The organism is Candidatus Nitrospira neuquenensis, assembly GCF_979578155.1.
Genome location: NZ_CEFZDU010000036.1, coordinates 48,305 through 71,408, shown reverse-complemented (window position 1 = coordinate 71,408; position 23,104 = coordinate 48,305). Strand labels below are relative to the sequence as shown.

Sequence of the window (23,104 nt, the reverse complement as noted above, 5' to 3'; positions counted from 1 at the left end):
CAAGAGCGCGGCTCGGGGCCAACGGGTTCTTGCCGGCAGTCGGGGACACCGCGCGAGGGCGGCGTCCCTCCGCCGACGGAGAAGACGGCCGGTCAGGACGCCGGGGGCCTGCCGGGCACGGCGGGGACGACGGGTTTCGCCTCCTCGTATCCCTCATACCATCCGGTCCACTTGGCATACCAACGATCCGCCCACCGGCTGACCTCCCCCTTCGTCACGTCGTACCGTCGCTGAATGGCGCCGTTGAACCGGCCCTGGTCGCCGTCGATCTGCAGGATGTCCTCGTCGGTGAGCTTCACCCACCGGCGCTTGAGGTCCCCCTTGATCTGGTCCCAGCTCTGCCTGAATTGCTCCTGGGTCATCTTGCCCTCCGGGTTGTGCGCGTGCGGGCGCGCGATGTTCCGGTCGCTCGCTTCGTCCGGGTCGGTGTCGCGGAGAGGCCGCGCGGATGGTCCATCATCAAGGCGCCGGCGGCCGTGATCGGGAATCGCGCGCAGAGGCGCGAAGAACGTGCAGGACCGGCAGGTCGGCGCGCGGCGCCGAGCATCCTGAGGCACGCTACACGTCGGACGCCTCGGCGTCAACGTCTTTCGTCCGCAGGGCTGTAAGTCCGCGATACTGTGCGGATGTATTTTCCCCCGCGCCGGCACCGGAGGCAGGCCGGGGCGACGGTCGCTGCCCCGCGCCGGTGTCCCGGCGGAATCCGCCGGTCCGCACCGCTTGACGCACCGGCCGCCAGGGCGTAGGGTGAAGGCCTGAGGGGCGAAGCCACGCAGACTGTCCGATCCCTCGCGCGTCCCGTACCGTTCCCGCGCGTCCGATTCCCCGGTCTCCGCCGCCTCCACGCCAACGCGTCTTGGGAGCACGTCGCCGTCCGTGGTGACCGACCGGCAGGGGGGCTCCATGCACTGTCAGCGCTGTCAGGGGTTGATGATGGCGATCAAGATGAAAGAAGCGGCGAGCGGTGACTCCGCTCCGGGGTGGCGATGTTTGCTGTGCGGGGAGACCGTCGATCCCGGCATCGAAGCCAATCGCACCCGCCACGGCGAGCCGACGCGAAGCCTGGCCCGGCCTCCCGGTTCGGTGCCGTCCCGGGCCGGCCGTGCCCGGCGCGGGGAGACGAGCGAGCCGCGCCAGGCTCGGAGCACGGCGACATGAGCCCTGTCTCTGCCGGAGGAAGCCGTCGGACCTTCACCGGATCGCGTCCGATCCTGGCGCTGGCGCTGGTGACGGCCCTGGGGCTGACCGCGTCGGCCGGCGCCGCCGGGTCGGTCGTCATCGCGGGGAACGGGCCTGAGCTCCCAACGATCGAGCGGCTCGCTCGCGCGTTCGAGAAGCGCTATCTCGGACGCGTTGTGGAGGTCCGGTGGGACCAGGACTCCGACCCGGTCGCGCTGGTCAAGACCGGCGTCGCGCAGGTGGCCGTGACCGGACAAGCCGACCCGAGCTTGGCCGCGACCCCCATCGCCTGGGATGGGATCGCCGTGATCGTGTCGGTCGCGAACCCGACGAAGGAGGTCACCCTGCAGCAGGTGGCCGCCATCTTCTCGGGCCGGGCGACGCGGTGGGAGCAGCCGGGCGGACGAGGCGCCACCATCCAACTGATCACGCGGCCGCCGAACCAGAACATCCGCCAGGGCTTTGAAGCGGCGCTGGGCATCGCGGGGCAGATCCCCCGCTCGGCGCGCCTGATCCGATCCGATCAGCGCGCGATCAGCACGGTCGCCGGCAACCTGGGCGCGGTGGCCTATGCGTCGCTCAAGCCCGCGCTCGACGCCGTGAAGTACGGGGTGGACGTCAGCCTATTGCAGATCGATCGGGTGGAGGCCGCCGACCAGACCGTCCGGGACGGACGGTACAAGCTGCGCCGCCCGGTGCTGCTGCTCTCCACGTCGGAGCCGGACCCCGTCGCCGAGGCCTTCGCGGGCTTTGCCCTGTCGCCGGAAGGTCAGGAGCTCGTCGGCGAGATGTACACGCCCTATCGGGCTCCGGAGGAGTCGAAGCCGCGCCAGGGGCCGCCGGTGGGAAGTTCGCCCGGCAACCGGCCGGAATCATGAGGCTCTGGCCGCGCCGCGCCGGTATCGCTTGACTGGGCGGCCGCCGGGGCGTAAGGTGAAGTCCTGACGTGTAGAGCCACGCAGACTGTCCGATCCCTCGCGCATCCCGCATCATTCCCGCGCGTCTGATTCCCCAGTCTCCGCCGCTTGGACGCCAGCATCGTTCCGCAGCGCCGGTCTCGCCGGTCTGGTGCCCGCGGGCCGATCCGCTCCAAGCCCCCCGACCGTCGTCGGGAGGGCGGGAGCCTCGGCGCCGGGGGCCTCCGGCGATTCGGCATCGGACCGCGTCGGATGTCGGTCAACGCAAGGGAGGTCACGACCATGAAGGGTCCATTGTTCCTGAAGACCACGTTCCTCCTCTCATCACCGGCCCTGGCCGCGGCGCTGGCCACGGCGCTGGCCGTCCTGCCGGTACGGGCGGCGGAGCCGGCTCCGCCGGCCGCCGTGCCCGCGGCCTCGACGAAGGGGCTTGGCCTCACGGCGGCGGGCGCCGCCGAGGACACGCTGAAGGCCTGCCTGGCCAGGATTCCCGAGGAGGCGAGCGCCGGCCAGCGCATGATCGCGGAGCAAAGTTGCGGACGGGACGAGCAGGACCGGCACCAGATCCAGGCCGTGCCCGGCCGTTGAGCCGAGCACAGGAGACGGGACGGATCGGGACGGACTGAGAGCCGGCCGCGGGGCGGCCGCAGGAGGACCTTCATGCATAGATGGCGCGATCGGGTCGTCGCAGTCGCCGTGGGACTCTTCGTTCTCGGGGTGGCGGGCACCGCGCTCTGGGCGGCCATCCACACCGGATGACATGCCCCCGTTGCGAGAGCCGGATGGTCGCTTGCCGGTTTGAGGGCGTCGGCGGGGCGACGAGCGGGGACGCCGTCCCCGGCTGGCGGTGTCTGCTCTGCGGGTACGTCACGGACCCGGGGATCGTCGCCCGGCCGCCGGCGCACGCGGGGCAGACGCCGGCGCCGCCCCACCGTCGGTCCGGCCGGGCGCACGCGGCCGGCGGCGGGCCTCCCCCACCGAGGGGGGGAGGGGCGTCGGTCGTCCTGCCTTCGTGGGGGCGGTGGGTGGTCGCCTCGCTGCGCCGGTTGGAATGCGCCTTGTCCTGGCCGCGGCGGTGGTGGCCGCACCGGATCGGGCGAAACGGTTCGGGCGCCTACGGTGGCGGCGCCTCAGCCCGTCTGCGCCACCGGAGAGGGTGATGCGTATGGCAATCAGGAAGATCGTGATCAACAGGAGTTACGGCGAGTTCTGTCTCAGCCATAAGGCGTTCGTGCGGCTGCGGGAGCTGGGCCAGCCGGAGGCGCTCCAGGAGCCGGACATCGCCGGATACTGGCCGAGCGGGGCGAGGCCGGACGACCCCAGCCTGAACCAGTTCGGTGTGCGCATCCCGCGGGACGACCGGAAGCTGGTCCAGGTCGTCGAAGAGTTGCGGTCCGAGGCGAACGGCCACTGCGCGGAGCTCAAGGTGGTCGAGATTCCCGCGGAGGTGCTCTGGGAGATCGAGCGGGCGTCCGGGGGGACGGAGCACGTGAGCGAGGTCCATCGGCAATGGGCGTGACGGACCGAGGAGCGAGGGCGGCCGCGCGGTTCGATCAGGGCGACGACGTCGGAACAACACAGGGAGGGACCGACCATGGCATGGGGAATCATCATGACGGGGCTGATGCTGGGTTCGATGTTGGGGCTGCTCATTTTCGGGCTCACGAGAGACGCCGCCCAGGCCATGCGGGGACTCCCGGCGACCGACTCGGCCGACACGCTCGGACTGCCGGTGAAGCAGGCGCGAGCGGCTTAGGCCGGATGATTCATGCGCACGTCCGCTGTCGGTGTGGATGCGCAGCCGCGGGCAATCCCGCCTGGGGCACCTCGATCGGTCGGGCGGACGTCCTCCGGGGCGCGCGACGTCCCCCTGTGGAGGGCCTCCCGACCCCTCCGGGCGCGCTCGGCCGGGCAGGGCGGCACGGTCCCGCGCGGGTATCGGGCGCGGTCAGCTTCCCTCCGGCAGCGCGGAGGGGAGGCCGACCGCTTCCGGCCGGTCCGGCTGATCCACCCGGCCCCACGCCACACGATAGCCCACCCCGCCGACCATCGCGTGCGCGGCGGACCAGTGGTACCAGAACGGATGGGCGTCGGTCCGCCGGGGCAGGCGGATGAGGACCCAGTGATCGAGTGAGTAGAGGAGGAGATCGCTTCCTTCCAGACGGTGGCCGATCATCCGGCAGCCGTCCCTGCGAGCGAAGGAAGGCTCCCCGTCTGGGCCGCGCTCGATCCGTCCGCTGACGGTGCAGGTGACGCCGCCGGTGAACAGCGCGGCGTCCGCCGGTCGGCCCGGCCACAGCAGCCACAGCAGGATCAGGAGCGCGCGTGCCATCGGGTGCCCCTTCCGCTCCTACTCTCCTTCATCGGCGGCGTTCGCGTAATCCTGAGAAGCGGTCAGGCGGCCGGGGTGGCCGGTCCGGGGGCACCCGGAACAGAGGCCGCCGCCCGTAAGGGGGGCCGGGGTCGCCCGCGTCCCGACACGCCGCCGAGGAGTTGACTTCCGCCCGCGTTTCACCCATTCTCTACCCCGACTTCGTGGCGGCGGCTGTACCGCGTATTTCCTAGCACTTATGCGTGGAGGATGGTCATGGGCGTCATGCGTGCGAGCGGGCGGGCCGGGCTGCTGCTCCTGGCCGGTGTCCTGGCCCTGGGCGCCGGCGAGCCCCCGGCCGGCAAGGACGGCAAGGACAAGGCGGCGGCGGATGAAGAGGGAATGCCGATGGGCAAGGATGGGGCGCCGATGGTGCTCATCCCCGCCGGCTGCTTTAAGATGGGCACCGACAACGTGGGCAACGAGCAGTTCCAGGGTTTCTCCAACGAGGCCCCGGAGCATGAGGTCTGCCTGAAGCCCTATTACATCGACCTCTTCGAGGTGACGATCGTCCGCTACGCCAAGTTCCTCCAGGAGGCCAAGCACGACGCGCCGCCGCTGTGGGACGACGAGGCGGTGGAGACGGCCGGGGACCGTCCCGTGGTCGGGACGACGTGGCTGGACGCCGAGGCCTATTGCAAGTGGGCGGGGAAGCGGCTGCCGACCGAGGCCGAGTGGGAGAAGGCGGCGCGCGGCACGGACGGGCGTCGGTACCCCTGGGGGCACATGCAGCCGTTCGTGGACATCGCCAACTACAATCGCGGCCAGTGGGTCAGCTACCCGATCACGCTCTCGCCCGTCCGGAGCGGCGTCGAGGGGATGAGCGTCCGGCACGGGACCAAGCAGGGAGGCCGGAGCCCCTACGGGCTCTACCACATGGCGGGGAACGCGGCCGAGTGGGTGGCGGACTGGTACGACCGCGAGTACTACGCCAAGAGCCCCAAGGACAACCCCACCGGACCGGCGAGCGGGGACCGGAAGGTCTTTCGCGGCGGGAGCTGGAGCGATCCGCCCCGCAACCTGCGCGTGACCGCGCGGTTCGTCGCCGAGCCCTCCTACGAGGACCAGACCATCGGCTTCCGCTGCGCGATGGACGCGCCGAAGTAAGCGGGGCGACGACTCGGCCGGGCCCGCGATCTCCTCGAAGCGGGGCGCCCTTCCTTGCCCAGGATCATGTCGCTCAGGATGACGAAGGCGATGGCTCGGCCGGGTGTCGGCGTCGTCGGGCGGTCGCGGGCGTGCGAAGGGGCTCCCGCGTCGCGCCGGGGACGGGGGCGCCGATGTTGAGGAGCCGTCGCGGGAGGGTCTCGGCGCCCGCCTCCGGGTTCGTAACGCCCGAGAACATGGCGTTGCTCGCGGACCTCTACGAGCTGACGATGGCCGCGAGCTACCACGAGCACCGGCCGCGGGACCGGGCCACGTTCGACCTGTTCGTGCGCCGGCTCCCCCCCGAACGGTCCTTCCTGATCTTCGCGGGGCTCGAGTCGGCGGTCTTCTACCTGACGCATCTCGCGTTCGGGCCGGAGGCGATCCGCTACCTGCGGGGGACGGGGCTCTTCCCCCCGCGGTTCCTGGCGTACCTGGGCCGGCTGCGGTTCCGCGGCGACGTGGACGCGATGCCGGAGGGGACGGTGTTCTTCCCGAATGAGCCGGTGTTGCGCGTGACGGGGACGCTGATCGAGGCCCAAATCGTCGAAACCTTCCTGCTGAACGCGGTGAACTTCCAGACCCTCGTCGCGTCGAAGGCCGCGCGGGTCGTGGCGGCGGCGGGCGGCCGGCCCGTCGTGGAGTTCGGCCAGCGGCGGGCGCAGGGCGCGGATGCGGCGGTGAAGGCGGCCCGCAGCGCCTGGATCGCCGGCTGCGCCGGCACCTCCAGCGTGCTGGCCGGGCAGCTCTACGGTCTGCCGGTCTACGGGACGATGGCGCACAGCTTCGTCCAGGCCTATGCCTCCGAGTTGGAGGCCTTCCGCGCCTTTGCGGAGAGCTATCCCGACGGCACGACGCTCCTGATCGACACCTACGACACGGTGGAGGGGGCGCGGCGCGCCGGGCTGGTGGCCCGGGAGCTGGCGCGCCGGGGCAAGCGGCTGGGCGGCGTCCGGCTCGACAGCGGCGACCTCGTGGACCTGAGCCGGCGGGTCCGGCGCGTGCTGGACGCACAGGGGCTGCGCCGGGTGGAGATCTTTGCGAGCGGGAACCTCACGGAGGCGCGGATCGCGGAGGTCCTCCGGCGGGGGGCGCCGATCGACGCCTTCGGAGTCGGGACGGACCTCGTCGTGTCGGGCGACGCGCCGAGCCTGGACACCGTCTATAAGCTGAGCGAGGTCGAGCGGGGCGGCCGGTGGTGGCCGGCGCTCAAGCTGAGCCCCGGGAAGCAGACCTATCCCGGGCGCAAGCAGGTCCGGCGGCGCGAGCGCGACGGGCGGTTCGCCGGGGACCTCCTGGCGCTGGAGGGGGAGGCGGCGCCGGGCCGGGCCCTGCTCACGCCGGTGCTCCGCGGGGGGAAGCTCGTCGCGCCGCTCCCGACGCTGGCGGAGGTCCGCCGGCGCGCGGCGCGCCAGGTCGCCGCGCTCCCGCCGCGGCTCACGCGGCTGGAGGAGAGCGCCGCCTATCCGGTGCGCGTGAGCCGGGGCCTGCGTCGGGCCGTGGAGGCGTGCCGGCGGGAGCGGTCAACGGGGGAGACGGAGTAGGCCGTGACGGAACCGACAGGGCCGCGAACGGACGCGGCGCCGCCCACGCGCAAGGCGCGCACGGAGAAGGAGTGGACCGTCATCATCGTGGCGATCGCGCTCGGGCTCATCCTCTTTTCGCTCGTCTACCTCGGGCCGGACCGCAAGAAGGGCGCGACGCAGGACGCCCCGACCGCGCCGACGCAGGTCACGCCGGAGTCGGTGCCCCTGGTCACCGGCGAGGAGCCGCTCCAGGCCATCTTCACCAAGGCGGGGTGCGCCGTCTGCCACACGATCCCCGGCGTCGCCGGCGCCGACGGGCGCGTGGGCCCCAAGCTCGTGCTCGGGACCACGGCGCCGCAGCGGCTGGCCGACCCCACGTACAAGGGGAGCGCCAGGACGGTGCGCGAGTACATCGTCGAGTCCATCCTGAGCCCGGGCGCCTACGTCGTGCCGGGGTTCCCGCCCCGCGCGATGCCGCGCTGGTACGGGCAGAAGCTGAGCGCGACCGCGCTGGACAAGATCGCCGCCTATCTGGAGCAGCAACGGGAGACCGACCCGCCGGCCGGTTCCTGAGCCGGGTGCGGCGGGAAGGAGGGAAGCCATGGAGCGTCTGCGCCTGCTGGTCACTGCCGTGGTCCTCATCGCGGCGAGCCTCGCGGCGGCCCCCGCACGGGCCGCCGGGCCGATCGACCGCGCGAAGATCCTGACCGACACGGGCGTCTACGGCACCTACGCCGTCTTCCGGATCGAGCCGGGCTGGTACGGGCTCGACCGCGCGGCGCGGGACCACGCGATCGTCGAGGCCAAGGCCGCCCTCGCGCGTCACGCCGAGAGCGTGCTCGTCGAGACCTACCTGCTGCGGGGCCTGATGGAGAACGCGGACTTCCTCCTGCGGCTGCACGCCTACGACCTGGCGCGGAACCAGGAGGCGATCGTGGACCTGATGGCGACGGGCCTCGGCCACTACCTGCGGAACGTCCAGACGCTGCACGGCCTGACGAAGCCGCTGAACTATCTCCCCAAGCTGGAGGAGTTGAAGGAGAAGATGAAGGGCGTCCAGGCCGATCCCGCTCCCATGCCCTATGCGATCGTCGTGCCGATCAAGAAGGACGCGGCCTGGTGGCTCACGCCCGAGGACGCGCGGCTGGACATGATGAAGGAGCACACGGAGGCGACGCTCGCCTACCTCAAGACCGTCCGCCGGAAGCTCTACCACTCGACGGGGCTGGACGATTGGGACTTCGTGACCTACTTCGAGACGGCGAAGCTGGAGGACTTCCACAACCTGGTGCTGAGCCTCAAGAAGGTGCGGGAGAACCGGCACAACGAGCGGTTCGGCCACCCGACGATCGTGGGTACGCCGCGCGGCGTGGACGCGCTGTTCGACGCGCTGCGGTGAGCGGGGCTAGAACTTTCTGAACGGGCCGCCGCCGGCGGGCATGCCCTTGATCTGAAAGCCGGGCGCCCTGTCGGGGTCGGCCGCGGCGGCGCTCCCGCCCTCCTCGTCGGTCTTGAGGCCGGCGAGCTTGATCTTGAGCCGCAGGTTGTTCGCGCTGTCCGCGTTGGCGAGCGCCTGGTCCAGGCTGATCTTGCCGTCCCGGTAGAGCTGGAACAGGACATAGTCGAAGGTCTGGCAGCCCTCCTGCACGCCCTGCTCCATCGCCTCCTTGAGACCGTCCACCTCGCCCTTCTTGATCAGGTCTTTCACGCGCGGCGTGTCCATGAGGATCTCCAGCGCGGCGACGCGCTTGCCGTCCACGCCGGGCACGAGCCGTTGCGAGATGATGGCCCGCAGGTTCATCGAGAGCTGCAGGTAGATCTGCGGGTGGCGCTGCGAGGGGAAGAAGTTCATGATCCGCTCGATCGCCTGGTTGGCGTTGTTCGCGTGCAGGGTGCCGAGGCAGAGGTGGCCGGTCTCGGCGAAGGCGATCGCGGCCTCCATCGTCTCGGTATCGCGGATCTCGCCGATCAGGATGACGTCGGGCGCCTGCCGCAGCGTGTTCTTGAGCGCCGCCTGGAACGAGTGCGTGTCGAAGCCGACCTCGCGCTGCGTGATGACCGACTTCTTGTGCCGGTGGACGAACTCCACCGGGTCCTCGACGGTGATGATGTGGCCGGGCGCGGTGGCGTTGCGGTGGTCGATCATCGCGGCCAGCGAGGTGGACTTGCCCGAGCCGGTCGCCCCGACGAACAGGACCAGCCCGCGCTTGCTCATGGCGATGTCCTTGATGATCGGCGGGAGGCCGAGCTTGTCGAGCGGCGCGATCTCCACCTTGATCTGCCGGACGACGAAGCCGACCTGGCCCCGCTGCCGGAAGATGTTCACGCGGAACCGCCCCAGCTCCGGGTAGTGGAGGGCCAGGTTCATCTCCATCTGCTCCTCGAACTCCTTGCGCTGCTTCTCCCGCATGACCGACTGCGCCAGCGCCTCCAGCTCCTCCGCCGTGAAGGGGGTCGTCCCGATGGGCTGGGTGACGCCCTCGATGCGGTACATGGGCGGCAGGTCCACCGTGAGGTAGATGTCGGAGGCGTTGCGCTCGACCATGACCTTCAGCAATTCACGGATGTCCACCATGAGCGTCCCTCAACTCCACACGCATGACTCACGACTCGGGAATCAGGCGACGCCGGCCGCGCCGAACAGGTTCGGCGTCATGCTCCGGGACTGGGCCTCGGCCTTCGTGACGAGGCCGCGCGCGACCAGGTCCTGGAGCGCCATGTCCATCGTCTGCATTCCGTCCTTCTTGCTCGCCTGCATGATGCCGGGGATCTGGTGCAGCTTGGCCTCGCGGATCAGGTTGCGGACCGCGGTGGTCGCGGTGAGGATCTCGATCGCGGCCACGCGTCCGCCGGTCTTCTTCTTGAGCAGCGTCTGCGTGAGGACGCCCTCGATGGACTCGGCGAACTGGGCTCGGATCTGCGCCTGCTGGTTCGGCGGGAAGACGTCGATGATGCGGTCCACCGTCTTGGGCGCGCTGGAGGTGTGCAGGGTGCCGAAGACCAGGTGGCCGGTCTCGGCCGCGGTCAGGGCGAGTTGGATCGTCTCAAGGTCCCGCATCTCGCCGACGAGGATGATGTCGGGGTCCTCGCGCAGCGCGGAGCGGAGCGCGTTGGCGAAGGAATGGGTGTGGGGTCCCAGCTCCCGCTGGTTGACGAGGCACTTCTTGGACTTGTGGACGAACTCGATCGGGTCCTCGATGGTCAGGATGTGGCCCTCGAAGGTGTCGTTTAAGTAGTCGAGCATCGCGGCCAGCGTCGTGGACTTGCCCGAGCCGGTCGGGCCGGTGACGAGGATCAAGCCCTTCTCCTTGTCGCAGAGCTGACGGATGATGGGCGGCATGCCGAGCTGCTCCAGCGGGAGGATCTTCGTCGGGATCGTCCGGAAGACGGCCGCCTCGCCCCGGCGCTGCAGGAAGACGTTGACGCGGAAGCGGGCGATCGTGCCCAGCTCGAAGGAGAAGTCGCACTCGTGCGTCTCCTGGAAGACCCGCCGCTGGTGGTCGTTCATCATGTCGAAGACCATCGCGTGGACTTCCTCCTTGGTGAGGGCCGGGTGGTCGAGCTTCTTGAGGTCGCCGTGGATGCGGAGCATGGGCGGCTCCCCCGAGCTCAGGTGGCAGTCGGACGCGCCCTGTTCGACGCCGAAGGTGAGCAGTTGGGTGATATCCATGGAGACCTCCCCGACGGGTCCCGCGTGACGGCGGCATGATAGCACAGGCCGCAAGGGCGGGCTATTCCGCAGGGGCTTCTGCGCAGCGCGGCCCGTCTCGGCTCATCCGGGGATCAGCCCCATCTCCCGGCCGGCGGCCGCGAAGGCGTCCAGCACCCGGGCGATCTGCTCCGGGCTGTGCTCGGAAGTGATCGTCAGGCGGATCCGGCTCGTGCCCTTGGGCACCGTGGGCGGGCGGATCGCCGGCGCCAGCACGCCGTGCTCCCAGAGCCGCTCCGCCAGCGCCAGGGCCGGCTCCGCCTCGCCGACCAGGACGGGGATGATGGGACTCTCGCTGGGCCCCAGCGTGAAGCCCAGGGCTGCGAGCCCCCCGTGCAGCCGCGCCCGGTTGGCCCACAGTCGCGCCCGGCGTGCCGGCTCCCGCTCCACGACCTCCAGCGCCGCGACGGCGGCCGCGGCGATCGCCGGCGGCGGGGCGGTCGTATAGATGAAGGAGCGGGCGCGGTTCACGAGATACTCGATCAGGCTCCCCGGGCCGGCCACGTAGGCGCCGGCCGCTCCCAGCGCCTTGCCCAGCGTGCCCATCTGAACGGGCAGGCGCGCCTCGACGCCGAAGTGCTCGGCGGTCCCGCGGCCCTCCTTGCCCATCACGCCCGTGCCGTGGGCGTCGTCCACGAGCAGGCGGGCCTCGTAGCGCTCGGCCAGGTCGAGCAGGCCGGGCAGCGGCGCGAGGTCCCCGTCCATGCTGAAGACGCCGTCGGTGACGATGAGGACGGCCCGGCGCGCGGGGCGGCGGCTCAAGAGTTGGTCGAGGTGCGCCAGGTCGCCGTGACGGTAGACCCGGAACTCCGCGCCGCTGAGCCGGCAGCCGTCGAGCAGGCTCGCGTGGCAGAGCCGGTCGGCGAGGATCAGGTCGCCGGGCCCGGCCAGGGCCGGGATGAGGCCGAGGTTGACGAGGTAGCCGGAGCCGAAGGTCAGCGCCGCCTCGGTCCCCTTGAAGCGGGCCAGCGCGGCTTCGAGGTCGCGATGCGGGGGGAGCGTGCCGGACACGAGGCGGGAGGCCCCGGCGCCGACCCCGTACCGCGCGATCGCCTCGGTCGCGGCCTGTTTGAGGCGCCGATGCGCCGCGAGGCCCAGGTAGTCGTTCGAGGCCATGAGGATCGCCTGCCGGCCGGCGATCGTCACGAGCGGCCCGGTCGCCGATTCGACGAGCCGGAGGCGCCGGAGCAGGTGCTGATCGGCCAGCTCGGCCAGCTCATGCTCGAACATGGGGCGTACGCTACCCGCCCGCCGTCGGCCCTGTCAATGCAGGCAGGCGCGGGGCATCAGGCCGATCATGCCGGTAGGGTCTGGGCTGGGGGCAGCGACCGGTGCTCGCGCATCCTTCACTCCGACCGTCCGGACGGGGACCGCCAGCGTCGCGTCCCGCAAGACGGCTCCCGCGCACAGGCGGGGCACGTTCCCGCGCACCCCTCCGGCGCGCGGCGTTGACAAGTCTCGCGGCGGGCGGGTATAACCCGCTTCACCCATGGGCTACAAGATCAAGGTCGAGGACAGGCGCGGACCGGTGGACGAGACCGACCTGCTGAGCGGGGCGGAGCGGTTCCTCCTGTTCGTGGAGCAGAACCGCCGGGCCGTGCTCGTCGGGCTGGTCGTGCTGCTGCTCGTCGGCGGGGGGATCGGCGGGCTCCTGTGGTACGACGCCCGCAACGCGGAGCGGGCCGCGTCGCTCACGGCGCAGGCCGCCCGGCTCCAGGCGGACCGTCCCGCCGACCAGCCGGCCAAGGCAGGCGAGAACCTCAAGCAGGCGATCGCGCTCTACCGGCAGGTCCTCGACGACTACCCGCGCAGCCCCAGCGCGCCGCTCGCGCAGTTCGAGCTGGGGAACGCCCTCATGCAGGCCGACGATTTCGCCGGCGCGGTCCAGGCCTACTCGAAGTTCATCGTGACTTACGGCGCGAACAAGACGATGCTCGGGCTCGTCTATCAGCGGATGGGGTACGCGCACTTGGCGGCCGGGGACAAGGAGCAGGCGGCCAAGGCCTTCTCGGCCGTGCTGGAGGTGCCGGGCTCCGTCAATCGGGACCAGGCCCTCTTCGAGCTGGGGAAACTGGAGGAGGCGATGGGGCGGCCCGAGGGGGCGATGGCCCGCTACCAGGAATTGATGAAGACCTTCCCGGCCTCCCCCTTCGCGGGTGAGGCGTCGGTGCGCTCGAAGTCGCTGGAGGCCAAGAAGGGGCCGGCGGCACCCGCCGAGCCGAGCGCGGACCGGCCCCCGCCGGCAACCGAGCCGGCCAAACCCTGAGGGGTTCTTTCCGCGGAAATCGGGGAGGGGTTACCGCGGCACCGCGATCCGGTCGCCGGGCTTGACCTGCGGGCCGCGAAGCTTGTTCATCGCCATCAGGTCCTTCACGCTCACCCGGAAGCGCTTGGCGATCTTCCCCAGGTTGTCGCCCGCCTTCACCTGATACCACTTGGCCGCGTCGCTGTGCGTCGGGCCGGGCCCCCGCCGGACGAGGGTCGCGGACGTGCGCGCCGGCTTGGCGGGCGACGGCTTCCAGGTCGGTACCCGGTCGAGGGATTGCTCGATCCGCTCCTTCATGTCCACGGGGACCTTCAGAAAATAGACCGGATCGCTCGGCGGCGTGACGTCCTTGCGCAACTCCGGGTTGAGCCGGCGCAGCTCCGCCAAGGGCACCCCGCTCGCCTTGGCGACGTCGCTCAGGTGGAGCGGCCGGCGGACCGCCACCTCCTCGTACCGGTGGAGGTCGGAGTTCAGGGAGGAGAAGCCGTATTCGTCCGGGTTCTTGGCGATGATCGTCGCGGCAAAGTACCGCGGGACGTAGTCCTTGGTCTCCCGGCGCAGGTGGCGCGTCTGGGCGATCTCCCAGAAGGACTCCGCGCGGGTCTTCTCCAGGGCGCGCTGCACCTTGCCTTCGCCGGCGTTGTAGGCGGCCAGCGCGAGCGGCCAGGTGCCGAAGAGGTCGTAGAGGTCGCGCAGGTAGCGGGCGGCGGCGACGGTGGATTTGATGGGGTCGCGCCGCTCGTCCACGTAGTCGTCCACCCGCAGGCCGTAGAGGCGGGCCGTGCCCTTCATGAACTGCCAGGGGCCGGTCGCCTTGGCGCGCGAGTAGGCGTGGGGGTTGAAGCCGCTCTCCACGAGCGAAAGATAGACGAGGTCGCTCGGCAGGTCGAACTCCCGGAAGATGCTCTCGACGTGGGGCCAGTAGCTGCCGAGCCGCTCGAGCCACTTCTCGAACCGGTCGCGGATCGCGACGTTGAAGAACCGGATGTGGGGCTCGACCTTCTCGTTCCGGACGATGGGGACGTGGAAGGGCCCCGGTGCCGCCGGGACGGCGGCCGCGCCCGCGACGGCGCCTTCGGCCGGCTGCGCCCTCGTCGAGAGGGGGGAGGCTGCGCCGATCTCGGTGGCGCCGGGTGAGGCGGTGGTCTGGGCCTCCGGAACGGCGGGGCGCATCTCCAGCCCCGGCTCGGGGGACGGCTCCCCCGCCGGCGGAGCCGCCGAGTCGGTGACGATGGCCGCCTGTCCGTCCGCCGGGGGGGCCTCCGCCCATGCCGTCACCGGCAGCCAGCCGCAGAGGACGGCCGCCGGGACGAGCCACGGGAGGCGTGCCGCCGTGGCCGCGCGGCGGGAGCTCACCGGTCCTCCTGTGGGGGGGGCTGAACCATGGGCGACTGCGGAGCTTATCCGCACTTCGCCCTATTGTCAACACAAAGCTGCCTCGCTCGGTCCCGGTCTCGCGCTCACGGAGGGCCGGGGCGCCGATCGAGCCTTGCCCGCGACCGGCTGGCCGGCGGAATCGCGGGCGCTCCTCGCGCCGCGGTCGCCTTGACAGGGCGTGGGCCCTAGTGGTAGCGTGCCGGCTTTCCACGCCGCGCACGACGACCCATCCCGTCGGTCTGCCGACGATCAGAACTTCTTGTAAGGAGAGCGGAACGATGATCAAGCGGTACCTGTTGGCCCCGGGTCCGACGCCCGTGCCGCCGGAGGTCCTCCTGGCCATGGCGCAGCCGGTGATCCACCACCGGGCCCCCGAGTTCGCGCAACTCTTCGGCGAGGTGCGCGAGGAGTTGAAGTGGCTCTTCCAGACCGCCAACGACGTGCTGATTCTCGCCGCCTCCGGCACCGGCGGGATGGAGGGCGCGGTGTCCAACTTCCTCTCGCCGGGGGACAGGGCCCTCGTCGTCAACGGCGGGAAGTTCGGCGAGCGCTGGGGCAAGCTCTGCAAGACCTTCGGCGTGCAGGTCACGGAGATCAAGGTCGAGTGGGGTCAGGCGGTGGACCCGCAGCAGGTGGCCGACGCGCTGAAGAAGGACCCGACGATCAAGGCCGTCTATGTCCAGGCGAGCGAGACTTCGACCGGCGTCGCCCACGACGTGCGGGCCCTGGCGGAGGTGGTCCGGCCGTTGGAGGGGACGATCCTCGTCGTGGACGCGATCACGGCCCTGGGGGTCTTCGACCTGCAGACCGACGCCTGGGGGCTCGACGTGGTGGTGACCGGCTCGCAGAAGGCCCTGATGCTGCCGCCCGGCCTCGCCTTCGTCAGCGTGAGCGAGAAGGCCTGGACGCTCGCCGACAAGGCCAGGAACGCCGCCTTCTATTTCAATTTCAAGAAGGAGCGGGAGTCGCAGGTCAAGAACCAGACCGCCTACACGCCGGCCGTGTCCCTGATCCTGGGGCTGCGGGCAGTGTTGAAGATGCTCAAGGCGGAGGGGCTGGCCGAGGTGTTCGGCCGGCAGGCCCGGCTCGCCCACGCGATGCGGGAGGGCGTCAAGGCCGCGGGGCTCGCCCTCTTCCCGAAGCAGTCGCCCAGCGACGCGCTGACGGCGGTCTGCGCGCCCGAGGGCGTGGACGGCCAGGCCATCTACAAGAACCTCCGGGTGCAGTACGGCATCACGGCCGCGGGCGGCCAGGACCATCTCAAGGGCAAAATCTTCCGCATCTCCCACATGGGCTACGCGGACACCTTCGACATCATCACGGCGATGGCGGCGATCGAGATGGTGCTGAAGGGACTGGGGTATCCGGTCACGCTCGGCCGCGGCGTGGCCAAGGCGCAGGAACTGTTGATGGTCAAGGGCTGAGCGCGGTCCCCCCGACGGCGCGAGCGGTGAGCGTACACCCCCGATGAACATTCTCGTCAGCGACAGCCTGTCGAAGCAGGGCGTCGAGATCCTTGAGCGGGCGGGCTTCACGGTGGACGTGAAGACCAAGATGCCGAAGGAGGAGCTGCTCAAGGAGATCAAGCACTACGACGGCCTGATCGTGCGGTCCGGCACGAAGGTCACGGCCGAGGTGATCGCGGCGGCCGAACGGCTGAAGGTCATCGGCCGGGCCGGCTCGGGCCTCGACAACGTGGACTCCCAGGCGGCGACCAAGCGCGGCATCGTGGTCATGAACACGCCGGGCGGGAACACCGTCACGACCGCCGAGCACACGATGGCGATGATCTTCGCGATGAGCCGGCGGATTCCCCAGGCGACGGCGTCGGTCAAGGCCGGCAAGTGGGAAAAGGACAAGTTCATGGGCGTCGAGCTGTACAACAAGACGCTCGGCGTCGTGGGCATCGGCCAGATCGGCGGCTACCTCGCCAAGCTGGCGCAGGGCGCCGCGATGAACGTCATCGCCTACGATCCCTACCTGGCGCCGGAGCGGGCGGAGAAGATGGGCGTCGAGCTGGTGGAGCTGCCGGAGCTGTTCCGGCGGGCCGACATCGTCTCCGTGCACACGCCGCTGACGGCCGAGACGAAGGGCCTGATCAACGCCACGGTTATCGCGACGATGAAGCCGGGCGTGATGATCGTCAACTGCGCGCGCGGCGGCATCGTCAACGAGGCGGACCTGGCCGAGGCGCTGCGATCGAAGAAGGTCGCGGCCGCGGCGTTCGACGTGTTCGAGGAGGAGCCGGTCAAGCCGGACAATCCGCTGCTGGCGCTGGACAACTTCATCTGCACGCCGCATATCGGCGCCCAGACCGGCGAGGCGCAGGAGAACGTCGCGATCGGGATCGCCGAGCAGATCGTGGACTATTTCACGAAGGGCATCGCGCGCGGGGCGGTCAACATCCCCTCCGTGCCGCCGGAGGTGCTGCCGCGCCTTCAGCCCTACCTGAGCCTGGCGGAGAAGCTGGGCCTGCTGCAGGCCCAGCTCTGCGAGGGCGGGATCGAGCGCGTCACGGTCGAGTACTACGGCGAGGTGTCGGGGTTCTCGGCGGCGCCGCTGACGATCGCGGTGCTGAAGGGGCTGCTGGCGCCGATCCTGGAAGACGTCGTCAACTACGTGAACGCGCCCGTGATCGCCAAGGAGCGGGGCATCGAGGTCAAGGAGGTCAAGAGCACCGACGCCGGCGACTACGCCAGCGTCGTCCGCGTCCGCGTCGAGGCGGGGAAGGCGACGCATCGCATCGCCGGCACGCTCTACCACCGCAAGCATCCCCGCGTCATCGAGATCGACGATTTCCAGGTGGAGGTGGTTCCGGAGGGCCACATGATCCTCATCCTCAACGCGGACAAGCCCGGCGTGATCGGGTCGGTGGGCCAAGCCCTCGGCGCCCACCAGGTCAACATCGCCCGCATGCAGTGCTCGCGCGAGGAGCGGGGCGGCACCGCCTTGCTGATCATCGGCCTGGATGCGCCCTTGCCGGCCGGCGTGTTCGAGACGCTGCGTTCGCTCCCGCACATCCTCTCGGTGAAGTTGGCCGACCTGGCCCGCGGGCTGTAGCCCCGCCATCCGTATGCCGCGCCGCGTTCCTGCCAGCGGTTCCCGCCGGCCGCCCCGCCCCGGGGCGCCGCCCGCGTCGTCGTCGGCCCGCTCGCTCGTCCCGGCCGGCATGGCCACGATCCTGCCCCGCACGGCCCAGCGCCTGCGCCGCCTCGAAGACGGCCTCATGGCCTGTCTGGGCCGGTGGGGCTATGAGGAGGTCATCCCGCCCACCTTCGAGTACCTGGACGTCCTCGCCGCGAGCCTCGACTCCGAGCTGATCGAGAAGTGCTACAAGATCGCCGACCGGACGACCGGCCGCATTCTGCTGCTCCGCCCCGACGCCACCGCGCAGATCGCCCGCATCGTCGCGATGGGCATGGCGGGGGCGGAGGTGCCGCTGCGCCTGTGCTACCGCACGACCGTCTTCCGCTACGAGCCGGAGCACGCGGGCCGGGAACGCGAGATCTTCCAGGTGGGCGCCGAGCTGATCGGGCTCGACACGGTCGCGATGGACGGGGAGATCATCGCGCTGATGGCCGACTGCCTCGGCCGGCTCGGCCTGGCGGGCTACACGATCTCGCTCGGACACGTCGGGTTCTTCAAGGGACTGCTGGCGCAGGCGGGCCTGTCGGCCGACGGCCGAAAACGGGCGGAGCACGCCGCGGCGCGCAAGGACCTGCCGCGGCTCGAGGAGATTCTCCGCGGGGAGCGCGTGTCGCCGCGCGCCGCGCGGACGCTGCTGGACGCCACCCGCCTCTTCGGGGGCGAGGAGGTGCTGGAGCGGGGGAAGGCCCTGGCGGGGCGGAGCCGCCCGCTGCGGGCGGCGCTGGACCGGCTCGTCGCCGTCTACCGGCTGCTGGACGCGGCCGGGCTCAAGGGGCGCCTGCTCGTGGACCTGGGCGAGCTGCGCGGTTTCGACTATTACGACGGCGTGGTCTTCGAGGTCTTCGCGGACGGGTTGGGCTGCGAGTTGGGCGGCGGCGGCCGCTACGACCACCTGATCGGCCGATTCGGCCGGGACCTGCCGTCCACCGGCTTCGCGCTCGACGTGGAGCGTCTGTTCCGGGCGGTGGAGCGGGGCGGCAACGGTCCCGCGCGGGCCCGTGCGGATCTGCTCGTCGCGGCGACGGCGCGGGCGGGCGAGCGCCTGTTCCAGGCCGCGCAGCGGCTCCGGGCGGCGGGGCTGCGGGTGATCCAGGCCACGACGGCCGGCGTGACGCCGGGCCGGCTGCGACCGGCACTGGAGGAGGCGCGGCGCGCGGGCGCCGAAGCGGTCGCCGTGCTCGGCGCGCCCCGGCTCAAGGCGGACGAGGCGCTGTGGCTGGACGTCGGCCGGCCCGGGGCGCGGCGCGTCGTCAAGCTCAAGGACCTGCCCCAGTCGGTGCGGGGAGGCGACGCATGAGTCCGGAGCCCGCACGCCTGCGCGACCTGTCGGAGCCGCGGCTCCCGCCCCAGAACCTCGAGGCGGAGCAGTCGGTCCTGGGCGCCGTCCTGCTCGACAACGCGGCGCTGGCCAAGGCCATGGAGATCCTCGGCGAGGCCGACTTCTACCGGACCGCGCATCAGAAGATCTTCCGCGCGATGCTGGAGCTCTCCGAGCAGGGCGAGGTCATCGACACCATCACGCTCGGCGAGCACCTCCGGACGGCGGGCGAGCTGGAGGCGGTCGGCGGGACCGCCTACCTGGCCGAGCTGGTCCAGATCGTCCCCTCCGCCGCCAACGTCCGCTACCACTCGCGGATCGTCCGCGACAAGGCGCTGCTGCGCGGGTTGATCGGCGCCTCGACGGAGGTCATCGCCAAGGGCTACGAGGACGCGAGCCCGGTCCAGGACCTGCTGGAATTCGCCCAGCAGTCGATCTTCGGCCTGGCCCAGGGCAAGTACGACCGGTCCTTCGCCGAGATGCGCTCCCTGATCCTGGACAGCATCGAGCTGGTCGATCAGCTCTACAAGAAGAAGGAGCAGATCACCGGCATCCCCACCGGCTTCATCGAGATCGACGGGATCACCGCGGGGCTCCAGCCGTCGGACCTGGTGATCGTCGCCGGCCGGCCGAGCATGGGCAAGACCAGCCTGGCGCTGGGCATGGTCCAGACCGCGGCCGTCGAGTACCGGAAGGCGGTGGGCGTGTTCAGCCTGGAGATGTCCGGCGTGCAACTCGTGCTGCGCATGCTGAGCTCGGAAGCGCTGGTGGACTCCCATCTGCTGCGCACCGGCAAACTCTCGCCCGGCGACTGGACGCGGCTGACCGCCGCGGCCGACAAGCTGTCGCAGGCCAAGATCTTCATCGACGATTCCGGGGCGCTGACCGTCCAGCAGATGCGGGGCAAGGCGCGCCAGCTCAAGATGCAGCACGGGCTCGATCTCCTGGTCGTGGACTACCTGCAGCTCATGCAGGGCCGGGCCGATGCGGAGTCGCGCCAGCAGGAGATTTCCGACATCTCCCGCTCCCTCAAGGCCCTGGCCAAGGAGCTGAACATCCCCATCGTGGCCCTCTCCCAGCTCAGCCGCGCGGTCGAAACCCGGGCGGACAAGCGGCCCGTGCTCGCCGACCTGCGGGAATCCGGCGCGATCGAGCAGGACGCGGACGTCGTGATGTTCATCTACCGGGACGAGCACTACAACCCCGAGTCCACGCAGAAGCCGGGCATCGCCGACATCCTCATCCGCAAGCACCGCAACGGCCCGACCGGCGACATCGAGCTCACCTTCCTGGACAAGTTCGCCAAGTTCGCGAACAAGTCGGACCGGGACGTTTGACACCCTTTGAAGCCGCTGCGTATAATCCGCGGAGCCGAGCCCTCGCGGAGCTCGGCGGAAGCGAGGGGTCCCATGATGACCGGTAGCGTCACGCGGCGGACGGCGTCTCTGCGGCGCGGCCTGCCGGGGTGCCTCGCCGCCCTGGCCGTTCCCCTGGTCGTCGGGGCCTGCGCGACGGTGCCGTCCGCCGGGATTTCAGGCGGCGAGCCGGGTCCGGCGGCGTCGGCCCCCCAGCCCCCCAAGCCCCCGGCTCCCTCCGACCCCTTCGCCTACTACCACTTCCTCCTGGGACACCAGGCCGAGCTGAGCCAGGACCATGATCGCGCCATCGCCGAGTACTTGTCGGCCATGCGGGCCGATCCCTCGTCCGTCTTCATCAAGGCGCGCCTCGCGAGCCTCTACCTGTCGAAGGGCGACTCCGCCGCCGCGCTGCGGTTCGCCGACCGCGTGGCCGAGTCCGACACCAAGGAGCCGGCCATCCTGATGGCCGTCGCCGGCGTCTATGCCGCCTCCGCCCGCGCGGACCAGGCCTTGGCCCTGTACGACCGCGCCATCGCAGCGGACGGGGAAGGGGGCGATCCCTACTTCGCCAAGGGGATTCTCCTCATGAACCTGAAGCGGTACGAGGAGGCGCGGCAGGCCTTCGAGGCGGGGGTCCGGAAGGCCGGAGGCTCCCCGATGGGCTTCTATTACCTGGGCCGTATCGGGCTGGAGCTGAAGCAGTACGACGCGGCCGTCGACGCCTTCGAGCGGGCCATCGCCGTCAACCCGGGCTTCGAGCCCGCCTACATCGCCCTGGCCAGCGTCCATGAAGCCCGCCAGGACGGCCAGCGCGCGGCGGAGGTCTACCGGCGGTACCTCCAAGCGGTGAACCCCAACAGCAAGGAAGTCCGCCAGCACCTGGTCCGCCTCTTCCTGCACGACAAGCGGTACCAGGAGGCGCTGGCCGAGCTGGAGCACATTCTGGCTCAGGATCCCGACGACCTCGACGCCCAGTTGCGCGTGGGGCTCGTCTACGGCGAAACGAAGGAGTATGCCAAGGCCATCGCCCAGCTCAATCGGGTGCTGGCCGCGCGGCCCGGCGAACTGCGCGTGCGCGACTACCTCGGGATGATCTACGAAGAGCAGAAGGAGTTCGAGAAGGCGATTCAGGCCTACCAGGAGAACCTGCGCATCCAGCCGACCTACGCGGACGGCCACATGCACATGGGGTTCCTGCTTTACAAGCTGAAGCGGTACCCCGAGGCGATCGGCCACCTGACGCAGGTCCTGACGCTGGAGGGCCGGCACGCGGACGCCTACCTGCTCCTGGGACTGACCTACCTCCAGACCGAGGACTACGCGAAGGCCACCGAAACCTTCGAGGCCGGGATCCGTGAAAATCCCGATAATCCAGACCTCCACTTCAACCTCGGGACGGCCTACGACAAGCAGAACCGCTTCGACGACCTCGTCCGCGCCATGGAGGCCGCCCTGCGCATCGACCCCAAGCACGCGGACGCGCTGAACTACCTCGGCTACACCTACGCGGAGCGGGGCATCCGGATCGAGGAGGCCGTGTCCCTCACCCAACGGGCCGTCGCGCTGAAGCCGAACAACGGCTACTACGTGGACAGCCTCGGCTGGGCCTTCTACAAGATGGGTAAGCTGAACGAGGCGCTGGCGGAGATCAAGCGCGCCGCGGCGCTCGTCCAGGACGATCCGGTGATCTTCGAGCACCTCGGCGAGATCTATCTCAAGCAGAACCTGGTGCAGGAAGCCAGGGAAGCCTGGCTGCGCTCGCTCTCCCTCGACCCCTCCAACAGCAAGCTGGTGGAGCGCTACCGCGCCCAGGGCTGGGGCGACCCCCTGCTCGATGAGCGGGTGCGACAGGCCCAGCGTCGCGTCTCTCAGAACAGTCCGGCCTCTAAATCCACCACCCACTGATCCCCCCGCGTCATCCCCCAGCACGGAGGGGGACACGGTCGTTTCCACCGCAACAGGGTGGAGGCGTGTATCGCCAACCACCAATATGTTGATCGCGCTGGCCGTTGCTCGGCCAAAAATTGGTTTCACGTGACGGAAAAGGGTCCTGACTCCGGGCGCCGCCCCGTCTTTCCGCCTCAAGCGGGCGGTCTAAGGAGTTGAAAGCCCTGTGGTTTCTTTTTTTCTACGGGAGCGACCCAGGGGCACGGAATCTGCTTTTCCTTGCTACCTGCTGCCGCAACGGGAGGGCCTGAAGTGGGGGATTGGAGCCAAGGCCTCCCGGTGTCGGGTGAGGCAACCAACAACCGGGAGGATGGATATGCAGACCTCAATCGGGCGGGAACAGGGCTTCACGCTCATCGAGCTGATGATCGTGGTGGCCATCATCGGGATCCTCGCGGCCATCGCCATTCCGAACTTCCTCAGCTTCCAGGCCAAGGCCAAGCAGTCGGAGGCGAAGTCCAACCTCGGCGCCATCCACACCTCGGAAGTGGCGTATTTCGGCGAGAACAACTCCTACAGCAACGACTTCTCGGCCATCGGCTTCACGATCAGCGGCGCGAGCCCCAAGTATAACTATTCCCTCGGCGGCACCGCCATCGGCGCGGCGCTCGGCACCTGCACCCAGGCCTCGACGGTCGGCACCTCTGCCACCGGCTTCACGGCGGGCGCGACGGGGAACATCGACTCCGACGCCACCTGCGACCAGTGGATCATCAACGACGCCAAGAATCTCAACCAAACCGGCTTGACCAACGACGTCACGAGCTGATGACGGCCGGTCCGATCCGGCCGGGCGGAGGGGAACCGCCGATCGCGGTTCCCCTCCTTATTCCCTTCCCCTTC

The 23,104-nt window shown here is 70.3% G+C and carries 21 protein-coding genes; 15 read left to right on the top strand and 6 right to left on the bottom strand.

The window, feature by feature from the left end:
- Positions 1 to 92 precede the first annotated feature (92 nt).
- Complete coding sequence (locus AC1U7O_RS14495; protein WP_479895545.1) at positions 93 to 362, bottom strand: CsbD family protein; 270 nt, start codon at positions 360 to 362, stop codon at positions 93 to 95.
- A gap of 792 nt (positions 363 to 1,154) precedes the next feature.
- On the opposite strand from AC1U7O_RS14495, the gene AC1U7O_RS14490 reads away from it, so the two are divergent.
- The 4 genes from AC1U7O_RS14490 (at position 1,155) to AC1U7O_RS14475 (ending at position 3,852) form a co-directional block, all read left to right on the top strand.
- Positions 1,155 to 2,057, top strand: a complete 903-nt coding sequence (locus AC1U7O_RS14490; RefSeq protein ID WP_479895544.1) for a substrate-binding domain-containing protein — start codon at positions 1,155 to 1,157, stop codon at positions 2,055 to 2,057.
- 321 nt (positions 2,058 to 2,378) lie between these two features.
- Positions 2,379 to 2,684 carry a hypothetical protein gene (locus tag AC1U7O_RS14485; protein ID WP_479895543.1) on the top strand — a complete coding sequence of 102 codons (306 nt, stop codon included), beginning with the start codon at positions 2,379 to 2,381 and terminating at the stop codon, positions 2,682 to 2,684.
- A 571-nt stretch (positions 2,685 to 3,255) separates the two neighbouring features.
- Entirely contained in the window at positions 3,256 to 3,615 is a 360-nt protein-coding gene (locus AC1U7O_RS14480; RefSeq protein ID WP_479895541.1) for a hypothetical protein, read from the top strand.
- A 75-nt stretch (positions 3,616 to 3,690) separates the two neighbouring features.
- On the top strand, positions 3,691 to 3,852 hold the full coding sequence (locus AC1U7O_RS14475) for a hypothetical protein (RefSeq protein ID WP_479895539.1): 162 nt from the start codon (positions 3,691 to 3,693) through the stop codon (positions 3,850 to 3,852).
- Between the two features lie 192 nt (positions 3,853 to 4,044).
- Here AC1U7O_RS14475 and AC1U7O_RS14470 read toward each other — a convergent pair whose 3' ends face one another.
- Positions 4,045 to 4,428 (bottom strand): hypothetical protein, encoded by a 384-nt coding sequence (locus AC1U7O_RS14470; protein WP_479895538.1) that lies wholly within the window; start codon positions 4,426 to 4,428, stop codon positions 4,045 to 4,047.
- Positions 4,429 to 4,683: 255 nt separating this feature from the next.
- On the opposite strand from AC1U7O_RS14470, the gene AC1U7O_RS14465 reads away from it, so the two are divergent.
- The 4 genes from AC1U7O_RS14465 (at position 4,684) to AC1U7O_RS14450 (ending at position 8,538) form a co-directional block, all read left to right on the top strand.
- The gene (locus AC1U7O_RS14465; protein ID WP_479895537.1) at positions 4,684 to 5,574 is read left to right on the top strand and encodes a formylglycine-generating enzyme family protein; all 891 of its coding nucleotides are present in this window, start codon (positions 4,684 to 4,686) and stop codon (positions 5,572 to 5,574) included.
- A 173-nt stretch (positions 5,575 to 5,747) separates the two neighbouring features.
- Positions 5,748 to 7,157, top strand: coding sequence for a nicotinate phosphoribosyltransferase (locus AC1U7O_RS14460; protein ID WP_479895536.1), 1,410 nt, complete (start codon positions 5,748 to 5,750; stop codon positions 7,155 to 7,157).
- A 3-nt stretch (positions 7,158 to 7,160) separates the two neighbouring features.
- The gene (locus tag AC1U7O_RS14455) at positions 7,161 to 7,712 is read left to right on the top strand and encodes a c-type cytochrome (RefSeq protein ID WP_479895535.1); all 552 of its coding nucleotides are present in this window, start codon (positions 7,161 to 7,163) and stop codon (positions 7,710 to 7,712) included.
- 28 nt (positions 7,713 to 7,740) lie between these two features.
- A complete protein-coding gene (locus tag AC1U7O_RS14450) occupies positions 7,741 to 8,538 on the top strand; it encodes a chlorite dismutase family protein (protein ID WP_479895534.1) in 798 nt (265 codons plus the stop codon).
- Positions 8,539 to 8,544: 6 nt separating this feature from the next.
- On the opposite strand, the gene AC1U7O_RS14445 is transcribed toward AC1U7O_RS14450, so the two are convergent.
- The 3 genes from AC1U7O_RS14445 to bioF form a co-directional block, all read right to left on the bottom strand.
- Complete coding sequence (locus tag AC1U7O_RS14445) at positions 8,545 to 9,714, bottom strand: PilT/PilU family type 4a pilus ATPase (protein ID WP_479895533.1); 1,170 nt, start codon at positions 9,712 to 9,714, stop codon at positions 8,545 to 8,547.
- A gap of 42 nt (positions 9,715 to 9,756) precedes the next feature.
- On the bottom strand, positions 9,757 to 10,809 hold the full coding sequence (locus AC1U7O_RS14440; RefSeq protein ID WP_479895532.1) for a type IV pilus twitching motility protein PilT: 1,053 nt from the start codon (positions 10,807 to 10,809) through the stop codon (positions 9,757 to 9,759).
- Positions 10,810 to 10,911: 102 nt separating this feature from the next.
- Positions 10,912 to 12,078, bottom strand: a complete 1,167-nt coding sequence (gene bioF / locus AC1U7O_RS14435; protein WP_479895531.1) for an 8-amino-7-oxononanoate synthase — start codon at positions 12,076 to 12,078, stop codon at positions 10,912 to 10,914.
- 259 nt (positions 12,079 to 12,337) lie between these two features.
- Here bioF and AC1U7O_RS14430 point away from each other — a divergent pair, with 259 nt between their 5' ends.
- Complete coding sequence (locus tag AC1U7O_RS14430) at positions 12,338 to 13,114, top strand: tetratricopeptide repeat protein (RefSeq protein WP_479895530.1); 777 nt, start codon at positions 12,338 to 12,340, stop codon at positions 13,112 to 13,114.
- A gap of 30 nt (positions 13,115 to 13,144) precedes the next feature.
- Here AC1U7O_RS14430 and AC1U7O_RS14425 read toward each other — a convergent pair whose 3' ends face one another.
- The gene (locus AC1U7O_RS14425; RefSeq protein ID WP_479895529.1) at positions 13,145 to 14,470 is read right to left on the bottom strand and encodes a lytic transglycosylase domain-containing protein; all 1,326 of its coding nucleotides are present in this window, start codon (positions 14,468 to 14,470) and stop codon (positions 13,145 to 13,147) included.
- Positions 14,471 to 14,769: 299 nt separating this feature from the next.
- Between AC1U7O_RS14425 and AC1U7O_RS14420 the strand changes: the two genes are divergently transcribed.
- The 6 genes from AC1U7O_RS14420 to AC1U7O_RS14395 all read left to right on the top strand — a co-directional run bounded on the left by AC1U7O_RS14420 (position 14,770) and on the right by AC1U7O_RS14395 (position 23,030).
- Positions 14,770 to 15,915, top strand: coding sequence for a pyridoxal-phosphate-dependent aminotransferase family protein (locus AC1U7O_RS14420; protein WP_479895528.1), 1,146 nt, complete (start codon positions 14,770 to 14,772; stop codon positions 15,913 to 15,915).
- Positions 15,916 to 15,958: 43 nt separating this feature from the next.
- Positions 15,959 to 17,551: a phosphoglycerate dehydrogenase gene (serA, locus tag AC1U7O_RS14415; RefSeq protein WP_479895527.1), complete on the top strand. Its 1,593-nt coding sequence runs from the start codon at positions 15,959 to 15,961 to the stop codon at positions 17,549 to 17,551.
- Positions 17,552 to 17,660: 109 nt separating this feature from the next.
- On the top strand, positions 17,661 to 18,935 hold the full coding sequence (gene hisZ / locus AC1U7O_RS14410; protein ID WP_479895526.1) for an ATP phosphoribosyltransferase regulatory subunit: 1,275 nt from the start codon (positions 17,661 to 17,663) through the stop codon (positions 18,933 to 18,935).
- Positions 18,932 to 20,293, top strand: a complete 1,362-nt coding sequence (gene dnaB, locus AC1U7O_RS14405) for a replicative DNA helicase (RefSeq protein ID WP_479895525.1) — start codon at positions 18,932 to 18,934, stop codon at positions 20,291 to 20,293. Before hisZ ends, dnaB begins: the two co-directional genes overlap by 4 nt.
- A gap of 72 nt (positions 20,294 to 20,365) precedes the next feature.
- Positions 20,366 to 22,219 (top strand): tetratricopeptide repeat protein, encoded by a 1,854-nt coding sequence (locus tag AC1U7O_RS14400; RefSeq protein WP_479895524.1) that lies wholly within the window; start codon positions 20,366 to 20,368, stop codon positions 22,217 to 22,219.
- Positions 22,220 to 22,577: 358 nt separating this feature from the next.
- Positions 22,578 to 23,030 carry a type IV pilin protein gene (locus tag AC1U7O_RS14395; RefSeq protein WP_479895523.1) on the top strand — a complete coding sequence of 151 codons (453 nt, stop codon included), beginning with the start codon at positions 22,578 to 22,580 and terminating at the stop codon, positions 23,028 to 23,030.
- The last annotated feature ends 74 nt before the right edge of the window (positions 23,031 to 23,104 follow it).